Below are 16,644 nucleotides of genomic sequence, written 5' to 3'. Positions count from 1 at the left end.
ACGCTCAAAAAGGAACCCGTCGAACGGTTCCGGGGCGTCAACACTTGAAGGCGTGGTTGAGGGGCCGCGTCCAAAGGGAGAGACTTCATGCTGAAAAATCTGCTGAAGGCGACCGTGTTCGCCACCACCATGGCCTTGGCGACCGGGGCCTTCTACACGCCAGCCTTCGCCGAGACCGTCTACAACCGCGGAGCCGCCGCCGAGGCGGAAACGGTCGATCCGCACAAGACGTCGACGGTCTACGAAGCCGATATTATACGAGACCTGTTCCAGGGCCTCGTCATGCATGACCAGAAGACAAACCTCATCCCGGGCGCCGCCGAAAGCTGGACGGTGTCCGACGACGGCACCGTCTACACCTTCAAGCTGCGCAAGGACGGCCTCTGGTCGGATGGCAGCCCGGTGACGGCGGACGACTTCGTCTATTCCTTCCATCGGCTGGAAGATCCCGCCACCGCCGCAGAATACGCCTCGATGCTTTATCCGGTGAAGGGCGCCGAGGACTTCAACACCAAGAAAGGCAAGGCCGAGGATATGGGCGTGAAGGCGATCGACGCCAACACGCTTGAAGTCACGCTGAAGGCACCGACGCCCTACTTCCTGGAGATGCTGACCCACCAGGCGACCTATCCGGTCAACAAGGCTTCCATCGACAAGCTCGGCGCCGACTGGATCAAGCCGGGCAAGCTGGTCTCCAACGGCGCCTATACGCTGGCGGAGTGGGTTCCCAACGACCACATGAAATTGGTCAAGAACCCGAAGTTCTGGGACGCCGCGAGCGTCAAGCTCGACGTGGTCAACTACATCCCGACCGAGGACCGCTCGTCGGCCATGAAGCGCTTCGAGGCCGGCGAACTCGACAGCTATGGTGACCTGCCGACCGAACAGCTCGCCGATCTCAAAACCAAGTTCGGTGACCAGGTCCGTGTGGGGCCATATCTCGGCACCTATTATTATGCGATCAAGACCGACAAGGCGCCTTGGGACAATGTCGAGCTGCGCAACGCCATTTCGATGGCAATCGATCGCGACTTCCTCGCCGAGAAGGTCTGGCAGAACTCGATGCTGCCCGGCTATTCGATGGTGCCTCCGGGCGTCGAGGGCTACACGCCGGCACTGGCCAAATACGCCGACATGTCGCAGATCGACCGCGAGGATGCGGCCAAGAAGATCCTGGAAAAGCTGGGCTATACGCCCGAGCATCCGTTGAAGATGGAGATCCGCTACAACACTTCGGAGAACCATAAGAACACGGCGGTCGCCATCCAGGAACAGCTGAAGCCGCTCGGCGTCGAGGTGACGCTGCTTAACACCGACACCAAGACCCACTACGGCTTCCTCGAGCACAAGGGCAACTACGACGTCGCCCGCGCCGCCTGGATCGCCGACTACAAGGATCCGGAGACCTTCCTCGGCATCTCGCGCAAGGCGAGCGGCAACAACTACTCGAACTACAACAGCCCGGCCTATGAGGCCGCGATGGACAAGGCAGCCGCCGCCGGCGGCAAGCCCGAGGAGCGCATGAAGGACCTCGCTGCGGCCGAGCGCATCCTCGTCGACGACGTCGGCCAGATCCCGCTTCTCTACTACAGCTACCACGACATCGTTTCCTCGAAGCTGCATGGCTTCGACGACAATGTGATGGACATTCATCCGTCCCGCTTCATCTCCAAGGACTGACAATAAACCTTGGCCGTGCCGCCGCTCTCTTTTCGGGAGCGGCGGTCGCGGTCTGTCGTCGTGCCGGGCCGAAAGTCGGATTGGATTTTCAGGCTACCCGGTGCGAAGATCAGAGATGCCAGCGCGCCACGATCTCGTCCGGAGAGCCGTCGCCTGGCTGAAGCGGGGCGCCGATGCTGCGTTATGTCTTCCGGCGGCTGTTGACCGCCATTCCGACGCTATTCGTCATCGTGACGGTGGCGTTCTTCCTGATCCGCGTCGCGCCAGGCGGCCCGTTCAACCAGGAGCGGGGCTTGAGCCCCGAGATCAGGGCCAATCTCGAAGCCCAGTTCGGCCTCGACGATCCGCTCTGGCTGCAATATCTCCACTATCTCGGCAATCTTTTGCGCGGCAGTTTCGGCCCGAGCTACAACCTGCCGGATTTCACCGTCACCGAGCTCTTCGCCAAGGGCCTGCCGATCTCGGTGCAGATCGGTACTTCGGCACTGGTGCTGGCGCTGCTGCTGGGCTCGATCCTCGGCACGATCGCGGCGCTCAATCAGAATAAGATAGCCGACTATTCGGTGATCGCTTTGGCCACCGCCGGCAGCACCATCCCCACCTTCGTCACCGCGCCGGTGATCCAGCTCGTCTTCGGGCTTTCCTGGAAGCTGTTGCCGATCGGCGGCTGGGGCGACGGCGCCTTGGTCAACAAGGTTGGGCCGGTGCTCACGCTCGCCTTGCCGCAGATCGCCATCGTGGCCCGCCTGATGCGCGGATCGATGATCGAGAGCCTGCGCTCGCACCATATTCGCACCGCCCGCGCGCTCGGCCTCTCCGACTGGTCGGTGGTGGTCAAGCACGCGCTGCGCGGCGCCGTCCTGCCGATCGTCTCCTTCACCGGTCCGGCGGCGGCGGCGCTGCTCACCGGCTCGATCATCGTCGAGACCATCTTCTCCATCCCGGGAGTCGGCCGCTACTTCGTCGATTCCGCGCTCAACCGCGACTACACGCTGGTCATGGGAACCGTGGTGGTGATCGCGCTCTTCACCATCGTCTTCAACCTGATCGTCGATCTCCTCTACGCGGTCGTTGATCCGAGGGTGCGCTATGACTGAGCTCGCCGTCACCGTTCCGGAGCCGATCGTCGGCCGCTCGCTCTGGGGTAATGCCTGGGCGCGGCTGAAGCGCAACCGCGCCGCCATGTTCAGCCTCTACTACTTGGCGTTCGTCGCCGTCATCAGCGTGTTCGGCCCAATGGTCGTGCCGCATGAATACACGACGATCTATGGCGACTATGTCCGCACGCCGCCGAGCCTTTCGGCCTATCCCAAGCCGGACATGATCCAGGGCGCTCTGAGCGATGCAATCAAGCGCATGCGCGTCGACATCAAGGAATGGCACCAGGACGGCAGCCGCGTCATCGTCACCGTCACCTCGACCAAGCCGATCGACGACCGCAACATCCGCTATCTCGACCGCTCCGATGCCTTCGACGACACCAGGATCGAGAGCAAGTCGCCCGACGGCCTTGAAGTCACGATGAGCTCCGCCGTCAAGCAGCAATATTTCTTCTTCGGCACCGACAACACCGGGCGCGACCTGCTCTCGCGGACGCTGGTGGCGGGGCGCATTTCGCTGGCCATCGGCCTGCTTGCCGGCGTCGTCGCCGGCATCATCGGTGTCATTTACGGCGCGACGGCCGGCTTTGCCGGCGGCAGGGTCGACGAGGTGATGATGCGCGTCGTCGACGTGCTTTACTCGCTGCCCTTCATCTTCTTCGTCATCATGCTGGTGGTGTTCTTCGGCCGCAACTTCGTGCTGATGTTCCTGGCGGTCGGCGCGGTGCTGTGGCTCGACATGGCCCGCATCGTGCGCGGCCAGGCGCTGTCGATCCGCAGGCAGGAATACGTCCAGGCGGCCGAAGCGATGGGCGTCGGCCAGCGCGGCATCCTGTTGCGCCACGTCATCCCCAACCTGCTCGGGCCGGTGGTCATCTACATGACGCTGCTGGTGCCGCAGGTGATCATCCTGGAAAGTTTCCTTTCCTTCCTCGGCCTTGGCGTGCAGGAGCCGATGACCAGCTGGGGCGTGCTGATCTCCGTCGGCGCCAAGAACATCGGCACCGCCAACTGGCTGCTCCTGTTCCCCGCCTTCTTCCTCGTCTCGACGCTGTTCGCGCTGAACTTCGTCGGCGACGGCCTGCGCGACGCGCTCGACCCGAAAGATCGATAAAGATTGGGGATCGCTGACATGGCTTCCGAAACGATCCTCAGCGTCAAGGACCTGCGCGTCCGCTTCCAGACCCTCGACGGCACGGTAGAGGCGGTCAAGGGCATCAACATCAGGGTCAATGCCGGCGAAACGGTCGCCGTCGTCGGCGAATCCGGTTCCGGCAAAAGCCAGACGATGATGGCGGCGATGAGTCTGCTTTCGTCCAATGGCGAAGCCAGCGGCGCTGTCGACTATCGGGGCAGCAACCTTCTGACCATGACCAAGAGCGAGCTCAACAAGGTTCGCGGCCGCAAGATTAGCATGATCTTCCAGGAGCCGATGACCTCGCTCGATCCGCTCTACACCATCGGCAACCAGTTGATCGAGCCGATCCGCCGGCACCGCGGCCTCAACGCGCAGGCGGCGCGTGAGGAAGCGCTGAAGCTCCTGAGGCTGGTGCACATTCCCGATCCCGAACGACGGATGAAATCCTATCCCCACGAAATGTCGGGCGGCCAGCGCCAGCGCGTCATGATCGCCATGGCCTTGGCGAATGATCCCGACATTCTGATCGCCGACGAGCCGACGACGGCGCTCGACGTCACCATCCAAGCGCAGATCCTGATGCTGCTTGCCGAGCTGCAGCGCAAGCTCGGCATGGCGATCGTCTTCATCACCCACGATCTCGGCATCGTGCGCCGCTTCGCCGACCGCGTCTATGTCATGCGCCAGGGCGAGGTGGTGGAGGAGGGTGAGGCGCAAGCGCTCTTCGCCAACCCGCAGCATGCCTATACCAAGATGCTGCTGGCGGCCGAGCCGACCGGCACCAAGGCGGCGCCGCCCGCCAATTCGCCTGTTCTGCTCGAAGGCCGCAACGTCGAGGTCGTCTTCAAGATCGGCGGCGGCTTCCTGGGTGGCGAGCCGCTGATGTTGCGGGCCGTCGACAAGATCTCGATCCGGCTGAAGCGCAACCAGACCATCGGCATCGTCGGCGAGTCCGGTTCCGGCAAGTCGACGCTCGGCCGCGCGCTGCTGAGGCTCCTGCCCAGCGACGGCGTGATCCGCTTCGGCGACCGCGACATTTCAGAAGCCGACCGCCAGGCGATGCGGCCGCTGCGGCGCGAATTGCAGCTCGTCTTCCAGGATCCGTTCGGCTCGCTATCGCCGCGCATGACGGTCGGCCAGGTCATCACCGAGGGACTTTTGGTGCACGAGCCGTCGCTGACCGGCAAGCAGCGCGACCATCGCGCCGTGGAGGCGCTGCGCGAGGTCGGCCTCGACCCCAATGCGCGCAACCGCTACCCGCACGAGTTCTCTGGCGGCCAGCGCCAGCGCATCGCGATTGCCCGTGCCATGATCCTGAAGCCGAAGGTGGTGGTTCTGGACGAGCCGACCTCGGCGCTCGACCGCTCGGTGCAGAAACAGATCGTCGAACTGCTGCGCAAGTTGCAGGCCGACCACGAGCTGTCCTATCTCTTCATCAGCCACGACCTAGCGGTGGTGCGCGCCATGGCCGACTACATCATCGTCATGAAGCAGGGAAAGATCGTCGAGGAAGGGCCGACGGAGGAAATCTTCAGCAATCCGCGCGAGGCCTACACCCAGACGCTGATGAACGCGGCGATCGATACGGCGCGGTTTAGGATCAGCGCTTGAAACTGGCTACTGCGTTGCGGCGCGGCTCATTGCGCGGACGGGCACCTTTGCTTTCTCGCCGCGATGATCGCCTGCTGCTGTTGCTGTAGCTTCTCGATCCTGGCGGTATCGCGATTGGCCACGACCGTCTTGACCCGCTCGCCGCCGAGCAGCCAGCTCGGCACGCTGGTATTGGCGACCTTGCCGCGGCCGATGGCGGTCCGTGAGATATCGGTGGCGGTGTCGCCGAGCGCGCTGTTGAGCTCGGCACAACTCATCCTGTCGTATTTTGCCGGATCGATCGACGCTACCGTCGATGAGCAGCCCGCGGCGAAAAGCAGCGTCGCGATTACCGGCGAAATAGCTGTCGGCGTGAACTTCATTCTCTTACCTGGCCGCTCCGATGGTTTGGATTCCGTCGAACTGGGGCAGGGGCCATTAGGTCAAAGTAAGAGCGCGCTGTCGAGCACAATGACGGCAGCAACCGTTCAGGCTCGCTATTCGGTGCTGAAAGGTTGATGCGGGAGACGGGAACACAAGCATACTATCGGCGTCCCCCGCTGCTTGGCGTGCGGATATGCGGGCCGTCAAGGATGACGGCGTCACAGTCGAGAGCAATGGCAGAGCCTGAGCAGGAATGCGGCGATCACGATCGGGATGGCCGGCCTGCGCGCATGGTTCCAGGCGGACATCGGGAAGGAGATGGAAGGGCTGAGAGCCTAACCCATTGTTTTTCTGGTCGGAGTGGCAGGATTTGAACCTGCGACCCCATCGTCCCGAACGATGTGCGCTACCAGACTGCGCTACACTCCGTGACCAGACGGCGGGCTTATAGCCGCCACTTTCCGATCCTGCAAGCGCCAATGGCTGCACTAGTGTCGCATTTCGTCGGCTTTCACCAAGGTTGTCTGGAAGGCATGGGATTTAACCGCCGGATAAAGACCGGCTTAAAGGCTTTTGTGATAGGCCGCAGGTCAATAGACAGCATTTCGACCCGTTGGAGTTTCAACTCTTGACCCTGACGATCGTTGGCGAAGCCCGGCCCAACAGCTTCGAATTCGAAACCTCGGCACTGATCAAGGCGTCGGGTTTTCGCGAATATGACGCGCGCTGGTGGTTCGGCCATCCGGGCTCGGCGAAGGCGCCGGAACTCAATCTGATTGGCGTCCAGGCGCTCGGCATGGGCCTGGGCACGCTGATCCGTCGCCTCGGCGTCAGGCCGGATATCGTCACCGGCCATGATTTCCGTTCCTATTCGCTGTCGATCAAGCTGGCGCTTGTCTCCGGGCTGATGGCGGCGGGCGCGCGGGTGAAGGATATCGGCCTGGCGCTGTCGCCCATGGCCTATTTCGCCCAGTTCGCGCTGGACACGCCGTCGGTCGCCATGGTCACGGCCTCGCACAATGAGAATGGCTGGACCGGCGTCAAGATGGGCGCGGCACGGCCGCTCACCTTCGGTCCGGAGGAAATGAGCGCGCTGAAGAAGATTGTGCTCGAAGCGGACTTCGACCTTGCCGGCGGCGCCTATGAATTCGTCTCCGGCTTCCGCGAGACCTATCTCGACGATCTCACAAGGGACAAGCGCATCTCGAGAAAGCTGAAAGTGGTCTGCGCCTGCGGCAACGGCACGGCGGGCGCCTTCGCGCCGGAAGCGCTGACGCGCATCGGCTGCGAGGTCATCCCGCTCGACGTCGAGCTCGACCATACGTTCCCGCGCTACAACCCGAATCCCGAGGACATGCAGATGCTGCATGCCATCAGCGAAAGGGTGCTGAAAACGGGAGCGGATGTCGGACTGGGCTTCGACGGCGACAGCGACCGCTGCGGCGTCGTCGACAATGAGGGCAACGAAATCTTTGCCGATAAGGTCGGCGTCATGCTCGCGCGAGATATTTCATCGCTCCACCCTGGCTCGACCTTCGTTGTCGACGTCAAGGCGACCGGGTTGTTCGCCACCGATGATAAGCTCAAGGCAAACGGTGCCGTCACCGACTATTGGAAGACCGGTCATTCCTACATCAAGCGTCGCGTCGCCGAACTCGGCGCCGTGGCGGGCTTCGAGAAATCCGGGCATTTCTTCTTCAATCCGCCGATCGGCCGCGGCTATGATGACGGACTGGTCACCGCAATCGCCGTCTGCCAGATGCTCGACCGCAACCCACGGAGCTCGATGGCCGATCTCTATCGCGCGCTGCCGCTGACTTATGGCACGCCCACCATGTCGCCGCACTGCGCCGACGAGGTGAAGTACGGCGTGGTCGAGCGCGTCGTGGCCGATTTCGAGGCAATGCAGCGCGAGGGCGCCGATTTCGCCGGCCAGAAAATCGCCGCGCTCGTTACCGTGAACGGCGTGCGCGTCGTCGCCGAGGACGGCACCTGGGGCCTGGTGCGCGCCTCCTCGAACAAGCCGGAGCTTGTCGTGGTGGTGGAGAGCCCGGTATCGTCCGAACGGCGCCGGCAGATGTTCGAAGCCATCGACGCCGTGTTGCGCCGCAGTCCGGAGGTCGGCGCCTACAACCAGACTTTCTGACAGGGCATCCATGACCCAGCGCATCGTCAGTTTCGTCATGAGCGGCGGCGTCGGCTCGCGGCTCTGGCCGCTGTCGCGCGAGGACAATCCCAAACAGTTCCATGACCTTTCCGGCGATGGCTCTATGCTGGCCAAGACCTTGCGCCGGCTGGCGGCGAGGCCGGACGGGCAGACGCCGATCTTCCTCATCGCGTCGGAACGTCACGCCGAGCGCGTCCGTGCCGACCTTGCCGGGCTTGACCTTGCCGGCGGTGGTCCGTTGTTCGAGCCGACAGGCCGCAACACAGCTGCCGCCGTCGCGCTGGCCGCGCTGCGCACGCTGTCCGAATATGGCGACGAGCTCGTGCTGGTGGTGCCCTCCGACCACGAGATTTCCACCGCACGGCAGTTCTGGCAAAGCATTGAGGCTGGTGCCGCAGCGGCCCGCGCTGGACGCCTGGTGGTTTTCGGCATCAGGCCGACCCAGCCAGAGACCGGCTATGGCTATATCGAGGTCGCGGCTGACCGGGACGGCGTGTTCGACGTCTCGCGTTTCGTCGAGAAGCCCGATCTCGCCACGGCACAGGCCTATGTCGACGCCGGCAATTTCTACTGGAACACCGGCATCTTCCTGTTTCGCGCCGGGGCCATGCGCGACGCCTTCGCGGCGTACGAGCCCAAGATCTGGCAGGCGACGGAATCCGCCTATCACGCCGCGACCAGCGATCTTTCCGGCCTCTACATGCCGCTGGAGCTTTACTCGGCCATTCCCTCGACCTCGATCGACTATGCCGTCATGGAGCGGGCCGAAGGCATCGCTATGGTGCCGGCGAGCTTTCGCTGGAACGACCTCGGCTCCTGGCAGTCGCTGCTCGATGTCGGGCCGTCCGACAAGGATGGTAATGTAATCCTCGGCGATGTCGTCGCCATCGACTGCGAGAACTCCTACATCCGCGGCGACGGCCGCCTGCTGTCGGCCATCGGCATGAAGGACGTCGCCATTGTCTCGACCGCGGACGCCACCTTCGTCGCGCCGGTCAGCCACAGCCAGCACGTCAAGAAGATCGTCGAGCAGCTGGAGAAATCCGGCCGGCTGGAGACCAGGTTCACGCCGGCGCATGGCCGCGTCATCGAGAGCGGCGCCTGGCGGCGGCGCGTGCGCCACTGGCTGTTCGAGGAGACATTGCCGCTGTGGTCGACCGTGGGCGTCGATGAACGCCATGGCGGCTTCCACGAAACACTGGGCTTCGACGCCACGCCGTTGATGAAGCCGAAGCGCATGCGCACGCAAGCGCGCCAAATCTATGCCTTCGCGGTGGCCAAGCGGCGCGGCTGGGAAGGCCCGGCCGATCGGCTGATCGCCCACGGTATCGATTTTGTCGCCGGCAAGGGCCGCACGGACAGAGGCGGCTGGGTGCGCACGCTCAATGTCGACGGCTCGGTCGCCGATCCGGTCGAGGACGCCTACGACCATTCCTGCGTGCTTCTAGCGCTGGCGCACGCCCATATTTCGGGTCATCCCGACGCCTTACGGCTTGGCGAGGAGACCTTTGCCTTCCTCGACGCCCATCTCGAGGACAGCCGCATGACCGGCTTCCTCGACACGTCCGGTGGTGAAGGCGAGCGGCGCTCCAACCCGCACATGCATCTGCTCGAGGCTTTCCTCGCCTGGCACCAGGCGACTGGCGAGCGCGCCTATCTGCGCCGCGCTTCCCGCATCATCGACCTCTTCCGCAGCCATTTCTTCGACGCCGAGAGCTGGACGCTGGGCGAGTATTTCGACGACGCTTGGAAGCCGGTGGCGGGCGAGAAGGGCACCTGGACCGAGCCCGGCCATCATTTCGAATGGGCCTCGCTGCTGATCGATTTCGCCGCGCGCAGTGGCCAGACCGACCTCAATGGCTTTGCCCGCAAGCTCTATGCGTCGGCCGTCGCCAACGGCCTCAACCGCGCCACCGGTCTTTCTTATGGCGCAGTCTCGCGCCAGGGCCTGCCGCTCGACACGGTCTCGCGCAGTTGGCCGCAGGCCGAAGCGGTGAAGGCGGCGATCGCGCTCAATGGCGCGGGCGGGCCCGACCTCAAGCCGGAGATCGAGGCGCGCGTCGGCCGGCTGTTCCGCTGGCACATCGACCCGGCGCCGCTCGGCCTCTGGATCGACCGCATCGACGAGCGCGGCCGCTCACTGGCGACCGATGTGCCGGCCAGCATCTTCTATCATCTGGTCTATGCGCTGACGCAATATCTGGATGGGACGGCGGAGAAGGGGTGAGGGCGAGCAGAAGAGACCGCAAGTCTCATTCCTTCGCGCCCCCCTCTGTCCTGCCGACGCTGAGTTGGAGCAGTCAGGAACTCAATATGGGCTCGCCACATCCCCGGTCTCGACATAGACCGCCTTAAACTGCGAATAGTGCGCCAGCGCCGCCAGTGAATTCTCGCGCCCGATGCCGGACTGCTTGACGCCGCCAAAGGGCATTTCCACGGGCGTCAGATTGTAGGCGTTGATCCAACAGGTGCCAGCCTGCAGCTCCGCGATCACACGATGCGCGCGCGGCAGGTCGCGCGTGAACACACCTGCCGCCAGGCCGAACTCGGTGTCGTTGGCGCGTTCGATCACCTCGTCCTCGCTGTCGAATTTCAGCACGCTCATCACCGGCCCGAAAATCTCCTCGCGCGCGATCCGCATGCCGTCGGTCACGCCGGTGAACACCGTCGGCTCGATGAAGAAGCCGCCTTCGAAGCCTTGCAGCGAGGGCACATTGCCGCCGCTGGTGAGCGTCGCCCCTTCCTGCTTGCCGGCGGCGATGTAAGAAACGACCTTGTCCTGCTGCGCCTTGTTGACCAGCGGGCCCATCTGCGTTTCCGGGTCGAGCGGATCGCCGATGCGGATCTTTTTCGTACGCTCGACCAGCCGCTCGACGAAGCGGTCATGCAGGCCCCTCTGCACGAAGACACGCGTGCCGTTGGAGCAGATCTGGCCGGTCGAATAGAAATTCCCGAGCATGGCGCCGCCGATGGCGTTTTCGAGATCCGCGTCATCGAAAACGATCAGCGGCGACTTGCCGCCGAGCTCCATCGTCGCGTGCTTCATTTTCGAGCCGGCAAGCGACAGCACCTTGCGGCCGGTCGGTACCGAGCCGGTCACCGAAATCTTTGCCACGACATCATGGTCGACGAGGCCGGCCCCGACATCGCCATAGCCCTGCACGACGTTGAACAGTCCGTCGGGCAGGCCAGCCTCGCTGTAGATTTCGGCCAGCGCCAGCGCCGAAAGCGGCGTGTTCTCCGACGGCTTGAACACCATGGCGTTGCCCATGGCCAAAGCCGGCGCAGATTTCCAGCCGGCGATCTGGATCGGATAGTTCCAGGCGCCGATGCCGACGCACACGCCGAGCGGCTCGCGCCTTGTATAGGCAAACGGCCCGCCGAGATCGATCATCTCGCCGTTGAAGGCGGCGACCGCGCCGGCGAAATATTCCAGGCAATCGGCGGCCGAAGGCGCATCCGCCACCAGCGTCTCCTGGATCGCCTTGCCGGTGTCCAGCGTCTCGATGCGGGCGAGATCGGCATTGCGCGCCCGCAGAATGTCGGCAGCACGGCGCAGGATGCGGCCGCGCTCGACAGGCTTCAGCCGCGCCCAGGCCGGTTGCGCCGCGCGCGCGGCCTCGATCGCCAGCTCCAGCACGTTCGGCGTCGCCGAATGCAGTGTGGCGATGGTCTCGCCGGTTCCCGGATAGATCACCGGCAACGGCGCGCCGCCTTCGTCCTCGATATAGCGGCCGTTGACGTAATGCGATGCCGTGGGCTGGGCGCGCATGGTCTTCTCCGTTCGTTATCGCTGGGCGGGGAGGGCGCCCGCCGGATCATGCGCTATCTGTCGGCCACCTGCCAGCGCGGATTGATCCAGGGTTCCTGGTTGGAAGGCGCCAGCGGCGTGCGGCCAAGAATGTGGTCGGACGCCTTCTCGCCGGTCATGATCGAAGGCGCGTTGAGATTGCCGTTGGTCACCCGCGGAAAGATCGAGGAATCGGCGACGCGCAGGCCCTCGACGCCGATGACCCGGCATTCCGGATCGACGACACTCGTGAGATCGTCGGCGCGGCCCATCCTGCAGGTGCCGCAGGGATGGTAGGCGCTCTCGGCGTGCTCGCGGATGAAAGCGTCGAGCTCGTCGTCGGTCTGCACATGGCTGCCCGGCGAAATCTCCTTGCCACGGAAGCCGTCGAAAGCCTTCTGGCCGAAAATCTCGCGCGTCAGACGGATGCAGTGGCGAAACTCGCTCCAGTCGTCCGGATGCGACATGTAGTTGAAGCGGATCACCGGCTTCGCCTTCGGGTCAGGGGAGCGCAAAGTCACCGAGCCGCGCGACTTGGAGCGCATCGGCCCGACATGCGCCTGGAAGCCATGCGACTTCGCCGCCGCCTTGCCGTCGTAGCGCACCGCCGCCGGAATGAAGTGATACTGGATATCTGGATAATCGACGCCAGCCTGCGAGCGCACGAAGGCCGCGGCTTCGAAATGGTTGGTGGCGCCGAGGCCGGTCTTGAAGAACAGCCACTGCGCGCCGATCATCGCCTTGGAGAAGGGATTGAGCACCGAGTTCAGCGTGATCGGCTTGGTCGCTTCCTGCTGGATATAGAGCTCCAGATGGTCCTGCAGATTGGCCCCGACGCCCGCCCGATCGGCGATCACCTTTATGCCGTTTTCCTGCAGATGCGCGCCGGGGCCGATGCCGGACAGCATCAGGATCTTCGGCGAATTAATCGATGAGGCCGCGACGATCACCTCACGTCGCGCGTTAACGACCTGAATCTGTTTGTTAGCTTCGATCTCGACGCCGATGGCGCGTTGATTCTCGATCACCACCCGGCGGGCGAAGCCCTTGACCAGACTCACATTCTTTCGCCGGAGAGCCGGCTTCAGATAGGCATTGGCCGCCGACCAGCGGCGGCCGCCCAGAATGGTCTGCTCCATGGGCCCGAAGCCTTCCTGCTTCGATCCGTTGTAGTCGTCGGTGAGCTCGAAGCCAGCCTGGCGACCGGCTTCCATGAAGGCACCATAGAGCGGGTTCTTGCGCGTGCCGCGCTGCACATGCAGCGGGCCGCCTTTGCCTCGCCAGCCATGCTCGCCGCCGTGGGAGTCCTCCATGCGCTTGAAATAAGGAAGCACGTCGGCGAAGCCCCAGCCGGCAGCACCCTGTTCGGCCCAGTGGTCGAAGTCGCGCGCGTGGCCGCGCACATAGACCATGCCGTTGATCGAGGACGAGCCGCCGATCACCTTGCCGCGCGGCGTGGCGAGCACGCGGCCGCCGAGATGCGGTTCCGGTTCGCTGGCAAAACCCCAGTCATAGAGGCTCATGTTGAGCGGGATCGACAGCGCCGACGGCATCTGGATCAGCGGCCCGATATCGGTGCCGCCGAACTCGATGACGATCACCGAGTGCCTGCCGTCTTCCGACAACCGATAGGCCATGGCCGAGCCGGCGGAGCCGGAGCCGATGATGACGAAATCCGCTTCAAGCATTGTTCATATGCGCCATGAAATCGGCGAGCGAGACATTGCCGCCGGTAGCCACCACGAGGACTGTTTTGCCCGCCACATTCACCTTGCCGCCCAGCAGCGCGGCAAGCGACGCCGCGCCCGAAGGCTCGAGCACCAGCTTCATCCGCTCGAAGGCGATCTTCATGGCGCGCCGCACCGCCGTGTCATCGACGGTGACACCGCGAACGCCGGCAGCACTCACCGCCGCGAAGGGCGCCTCACCGGGCTTGCGCGCCATCAATCCGTCGCAGATCGATTTCGGCCCGATGGGCATGGTCTCGATCGCGCCATGTGCCAGCGACGAGCCCATGCCGTTGAAACCTTCCGGCTCGACGGCGATGAGCTCGGTATTCGGCGACAGATAGTGGAAGGCGAGCGACACACCGCCGATCAGCCCGCCGCCGCCGACGGAGCAGAACACCAGGTCGGCATGCGCCTTCTTCGCCGCCAGTTGATCGAGCGCTTCCAGCCCGGCGCCGGCCTGGCCGGCGACGATCTCCGGGTCGTCGAAGGGATGCAGCAGCGTGAGCCCCTCGGTCTCGGCGATCTCGCGCGCCTTGGCGGCGGCCACTTCCTCGCGGGCGCGATCGCCGTGGTCGGTCAGCACTACGCGCGCGCCATAGTTGGCCGTCGCGTCGCGCTTCGCGGGGGGCGCGTCGATCGGCATGACGATGGTGACGGGAATGCCGAGCGCCTGGCCGGCGGCCGCCAGCCCTTGCGCGAAATTGCCGGAGGAATAGGCGACGACACCCTTCTTCGCCTCATCCGGCGACAGCCGCTTCAGCCGCCAATAGGCACCGCGCACCTTGAAGGAGCCCGCCCATTGCAGCGATTCCGGCTTGACGAAGACGCGCGCCGCGCCCGTCTCCCTGGCGAGTGCCGCCGACTCCAGCAGCGGCGTCACTTGCGTGGCCGCGGACGTCACCGCATAGGCCTGCTTCAGGTGGTCGAGCGTAGGAACCAGGACGTCAGCCATCATTCGCCTCGCGGGTACCGTTTGCTCTCTTCGAGATTGTCGAGATTCATGTGATTGCGCATGTAGCGCTCCGACGCCTTCTGCAGTGGCTGGAAGTCCCAGGGGTAGTAGGCGCCGTTGCGCAGCGCCGGGTAGACGACCCAGCGGCGCGCCTGGCTTTCGCGCACGGCGGCGTCGAACGCAGCCATGTCCCAGCGCGCCTCGACCTTCTCCACGAACGCGGCCACTAGGGCTGCGTTCGCCGCATCCTCGGCGAGGTTGTCGTGCTCGAGCGGATCGGCCTCGAGATCGAACAGTTGCGGGCTGTCGAGCTCGCAATGGACGAACTTGTATTTGCCCTCGCGGATCGCGACCAGCGGCGCGTAGGAGCCTTCGGCGGCATATTCCATCAGCACCGGCGCGGTGCGCGCCTTGCCGCCAAACAGCGGCAGCAGCGACTGGCCGTCCGTCCACGGCGCTATTTGTGCGATATCGATGCCGGCGAGGTCGCAAAGCGTCGGCGTCACGTCGAGATTGGAGACCGGCGCCTCGACCAGGCCGGCCGGCACACCCTTGCCGGCTATCATCAGCGGCACGCGCGCGGAGCCCTCGAAGAAGCTCATCTTGAACCACAGCCCGCGCTCGCCCAGCATGTCGCCGTGATCCGAGCAGAACAGGATGATGGTATCGTCGAGCATGCGGGTGCGCTTGAGAACATCCAGAAGCTCGCCGAGCTTGTCGTCCACATAGGAAATGTTGGCGAAGTAGCCGCGTCGCGAGCGCCGCACCTGCTCGGGCGTGATCTCGAAGGACCGATAGTCGCTGGCGCGATAAAGGCGCTGCGAATGCGTGTCCTGCTCGTCATGCGGGATGAACGGCGTTTCGGGATCGAGCGCCTGGCAGTTTTCGTAAAGATCCCAGTACTGCTTGCGCGCGACATAGGGATCGTGCGGGTGCGACAGCGATACGGTGAGGCACCAGGGCCGATGCCCCGGATCGTCCTGCTCGCGCGAAAGCTGGTAGAGCTTCTGCGAGGCCAGGAAGGTGACCTCATCGTCATACTCCATCTGGTTGGTGGTTTCGGCGACGCCAGCACCGGTGACCGAACCCAGATTGTGGTACCACCAGTCGATGCGCTCGCCGGGCTTGCGATAGTCGGGCGTCCAGCCGAAATCGGCGGGATAGATGTCGGTGGTCAACCGCTCCTCGAAGCCGTGCAGCTGGTCCGGTCCGACGAAATGCATCTTGCCGGACAGGCAGGTGTAGTAGCCGGCGCTGCGCAGGTGGTGGGCGAAGGTTGGGATCGAGGAACAGAACTCGGCCGCGTTGTCATAGACCCCTGTGCGTGACGGCAGCTGGCCGCTCATGAACGAGGCTCGGCCGGGAGCGCAGAGCGGCGAGGCCGTGTAGTTGTTGGCGAAGCGCGCCGAGCGGGCGGCGAGCGCCGTGAGATGCGGCACGTGCAGGAAATTCGCCGGGCCGTCGGGGAAGAGCGTGCCGTTGAGCTGATCGACCATGACGATCAGGAAATTGGGTCGGGTCGTCAAGGCAGGCTCCGTCCGTTGAGCTTGGTTTCGAGATAGTCTTCGACGAGCGCGATCGCGGTGGCCGCGTTGGGCACGCCGTCCTTCAGCGCGCGCCGGATGTAGAGCCCGTCGATCAGCGCCGCGGTCGCTTCCGCCACGCGGTCGGCCTCGGCTTTGGGCAGGATGCCGGTCAGCCCGCTCATCAGATTGGAATTGAGACGCCGGGCGTAGACACGCAGCAGGCGGCGTAGTTCGGTCGATTTCTGCGCCTCGACATAGAAGGCGAGCCAAGCAGCGATGATCTCGGGTTGGAACTGCTCATCGGAGAAATTGACCGCGACTACGGCCGAGACACGCTGACGCGGCGTGGTGGCAAGGCGAAGCGCGCGCCGTGTGTCCGCGTTGAGCTCGGCAAGGATGTGCCGCATCGTCGCGAACAGCAGCTCGTCCTTGGCGCCGAAATAGTGGTGCGCCAGCGCCGAGGACACGCCGGCGCGCCCGGCGATCTCCGACATGGTCACGTCCAGCGAGCCGCGCGCGCCGATCGCCGAGATCGTCGCGTCGATGAGCGCCTTGCGGCGCAGCGGTTCCATTCCGATTTTCGGCAT

The 16,644-nt window shown here is 64.3% G+C and carries 12 protein-coding genes and 1 tRNA gene; 6 read left to right on the top strand and 7 right to left on the bottom strand.

What is annotated here, in order from left to right:
• The first annotated feature begins 87 nt into the window (after positions 1–87).
• The 4 genes from P9236_RS03195 to P9236_RS03180 all read left to right on the top strand — a co-directional run bounded on the left by P9236_RS03195 (position 88) and on the right by P9236_RS03180 (position 5,529).
• Entirely contained in the window at positions 88–1,680 is a 1,593-nt protein-coding gene (locus P9236_RS03195) for a peptide ABC transporter substrate-binding protein (protein WP_278073151.1), read from the top strand.
• Positions 1,681–1,853: 173 nt separating this feature from the next.
• Entirely contained in the window at positions 1,854–2,777 is a 924-nt protein-coding gene (locus P9236_RS03190; RefSeq protein ID WP_278073150.1) for an ABC transporter permease subunit, read from the top strand.
• Positions 2,770–3,894: an ABC transporter permease subunit gene (locus tag P9236_RS03185; protein ID WP_278073149.1), complete on the top strand. Its 1,125-nt coding sequence runs from the start codon at positions 2,770–2,772 to the stop codon at positions 3,892–3,894. Before P9236_RS03190 ends, P9236_RS03185 begins: the two co-directional genes overlap by 8 nt.
• Positions 3,895–3,912: 18 nt before the next feature.
• On the top strand, positions 3,913–5,529 hold the full coding sequence (locus P9236_RS03180) for an ABC transporter ATP-binding protein (protein ID WP_278073148.1): 1,617 nt from the start codon (positions 3,913–3,915) through the stop codon (positions 5,527–5,529).
• Between the two features lie 26 nt (positions 5,530–5,555).
• Here the strand turns inward: P9236_RS03180 and P9236_RS03175 are convergent, their stop codons facing one another.
• Positions 5,556–5,891, bottom strand: a complete 336-nt coding sequence (locus P9236_RS03175) for a hypothetical protein (RefSeq protein WP_278073147.1) — start codon at positions 5,889–5,891, stop codon at positions 5,556–5,558.
• A gap of 353 nt (positions 5,892–6,244) precedes the next feature.
• Positions 6,245–6,321, bottom strand: a tRNA-Pro gene (locus P9236_RS03170).
• Between the two features lie 199 nt (positions 6,322–6,520).
• On the opposite strand from P9236_RS03170, the gene P9236_RS03165 reads away from it, so the two are divergent.
• Together P9236_RS03165 and P9236_RS03160 are read left to right on the top strand one after the other, a co-directional pair.
• Complete coding sequence (locus P9236_RS03165; RefSeq protein WP_278073146.1) at positions 6,521–8,038, top strand: phosphomannomutase/phosphoglucomutase; 1,518 nt, start codon at positions 6,521–6,523, stop codon at positions 8,036–8,038.
• 10 nt (positions 8,039–8,048) lie between these two features.
• Positions 8,049–10,286: a mannose-1-phosphate guanylyltransferase/mannose-6-phosphate isomerase gene (locus tag P9236_RS03160; RefSeq protein WP_278073145.1), complete on the top strand. Its 2,238-nt coding sequence runs from the start codon at positions 8,049–8,051 to the stop codon at positions 10,284–10,286.
• An 81-nt stretch (positions 10,287–10,367) separates the two neighbouring features.
• On the opposite strand, the gene betB is transcribed toward P9236_RS03160, so the two are convergent.
• Genes betB through betI form a run of 5 tightly spaced genes read right to left on the bottom strand, consistent with a single transcriptional unit; the run spans position 10,368 to position 16,644 of the window.
• A complete protein-coding gene (gene betB, locus P9236_RS03155) occupies positions 10,368–11,831 on the bottom strand; it encodes a betaine-aldehyde dehydrogenase (protein WP_278073144.1) in 1,464 nt (487 codons plus the stop codon).
• A 53-nt stretch (positions 11,832–11,884) separates the two neighbouring features.
• Complete coding sequence (betA, locus tag P9236_RS03150; protein ID WP_278073143.1) at positions 11,885–13,537, bottom strand: choline dehydrogenase; 1,653 nt, start codon at positions 13,535–13,537, stop codon at positions 11,885–11,887.
• On the bottom strand, positions 13,530–14,534 hold the full coding sequence (locus P9236_RS03145; protein WP_278073142.1) for a threonine/serine dehydratase: 1,005 nt from the start codon (positions 14,532–14,534) through the stop codon (positions 13,530–13,532). Before P9236_RS03145 ends, betA begins: the two co-directional genes overlap by 8 nt.
• Positions 14,531–16,057, bottom strand: coding sequence for a choline-sulfatase (betC, locus tag P9236_RS03140; RefSeq protein ID WP_278073141.1), 1,527 nt, complete (start codon positions 16,055–16,057; stop codon positions 14,531–14,533). Before betC ends, P9236_RS03145 begins: the two co-directional genes overlap by 4 nt.
• Complete coding sequence (gene betI, locus P9236_RS03135) at positions 16,054–16,644, bottom strand: transcriptional regulator BetI (RefSeq protein WP_278073140.1); 591 nt, start codon at positions 16,642–16,644, stop codon at positions 16,054–16,056. Before betI ends, betC begins: the two co-directional genes overlap by 4 nt.

The organism is Mesorhizobium sp. WSM4884 (assembly GCF_029625675.1).
Lineage (GTDB): Bacteria > Pseudomonadota > Alphaproteobacteria > Rhizobiales > Rhizobiaceae > Mesorhizobium.
The sequence above is the reverse complement of the archived record's forward strand: the minus strand, read 5'-3'. Positions and strand labels throughout refer to the sequence as shown.

What these genes read in the sequence shown, in the direction of transcription:
- P9236_RS03180 (WP_278073148.1), top strand. Translation starts at nt 3,913, where the DNA reads ATGGCTTCCGAAACGATCCTCAGCGTCAAGGACCTGCGCGTCCGCTTC.
- P9236_RS03175 (WP_278073147.1), bottom strand. Translation starts at nt 5,891, where the DNA reads ATGAAGTTCACGCCGACAGCTATTTCGCCGGTAATCGCGACGCTGCTT.
- P9236_RS03160 (WP_278073145.1), top strand. Translation starts at nt 8,049, where the DNA reads ATGACCCAGCGCATCGTCAGTTTCGTCATGAGCGGCGGCGTCGGCTCG.
- P9236_RS03190 (WP_278073150.1), top strand. Translation starts at nt 1,854, where the DNA reads ATGCTGCGTTATGTCTTCCGGCGGCTGTTGACCGCCATTCCGACGCTA.
- P9236_RS03195 (WP_278073151.1), top strand. Translation starts at nt 88, where the DNA reads ATGCTGAAAAATCTGCTGAAGGCGACCGTGTTCGCCACCACCATGGCC.
- P9236_RS03145 (WP_278073142.1), bottom strand. Translation starts at nt 14,534, where the DNA reads ATGATGGCTGACGTCCTGGTTCCTACGCTCGACCACCTGAAGCAGGCC.
- betA (WP_278073143.1), bottom strand. Translation starts at nt 13,537, where the DNA reads ATGCTTGAAGCGGATTTCGTCATCATCGGCTCCGGCTCCGCCGGCTCG.
- P9236_RS03185 (WP_278073149.1), top strand. Translation starts at nt 2,770, where the DNA reads ATGACTGAGCTCGCCGTCACCGTTCCGGAGCCGATCGTCGGCCGCTCG.
- betB (WP_278073144.1), bottom strand. Translation starts at nt 11,831, where the DNA reads ATGCGCGCCCAGCCCACGGCATCGCATTACGTCAACGGCCGCTATATC.
- betI (WP_278073140.1), bottom strand. Translation starts at nt 16,644, where the DNA reads ATGCCGAAAATCGGAATGGAACCGCTGCGCCGCAAGGCGCTCATCGAC.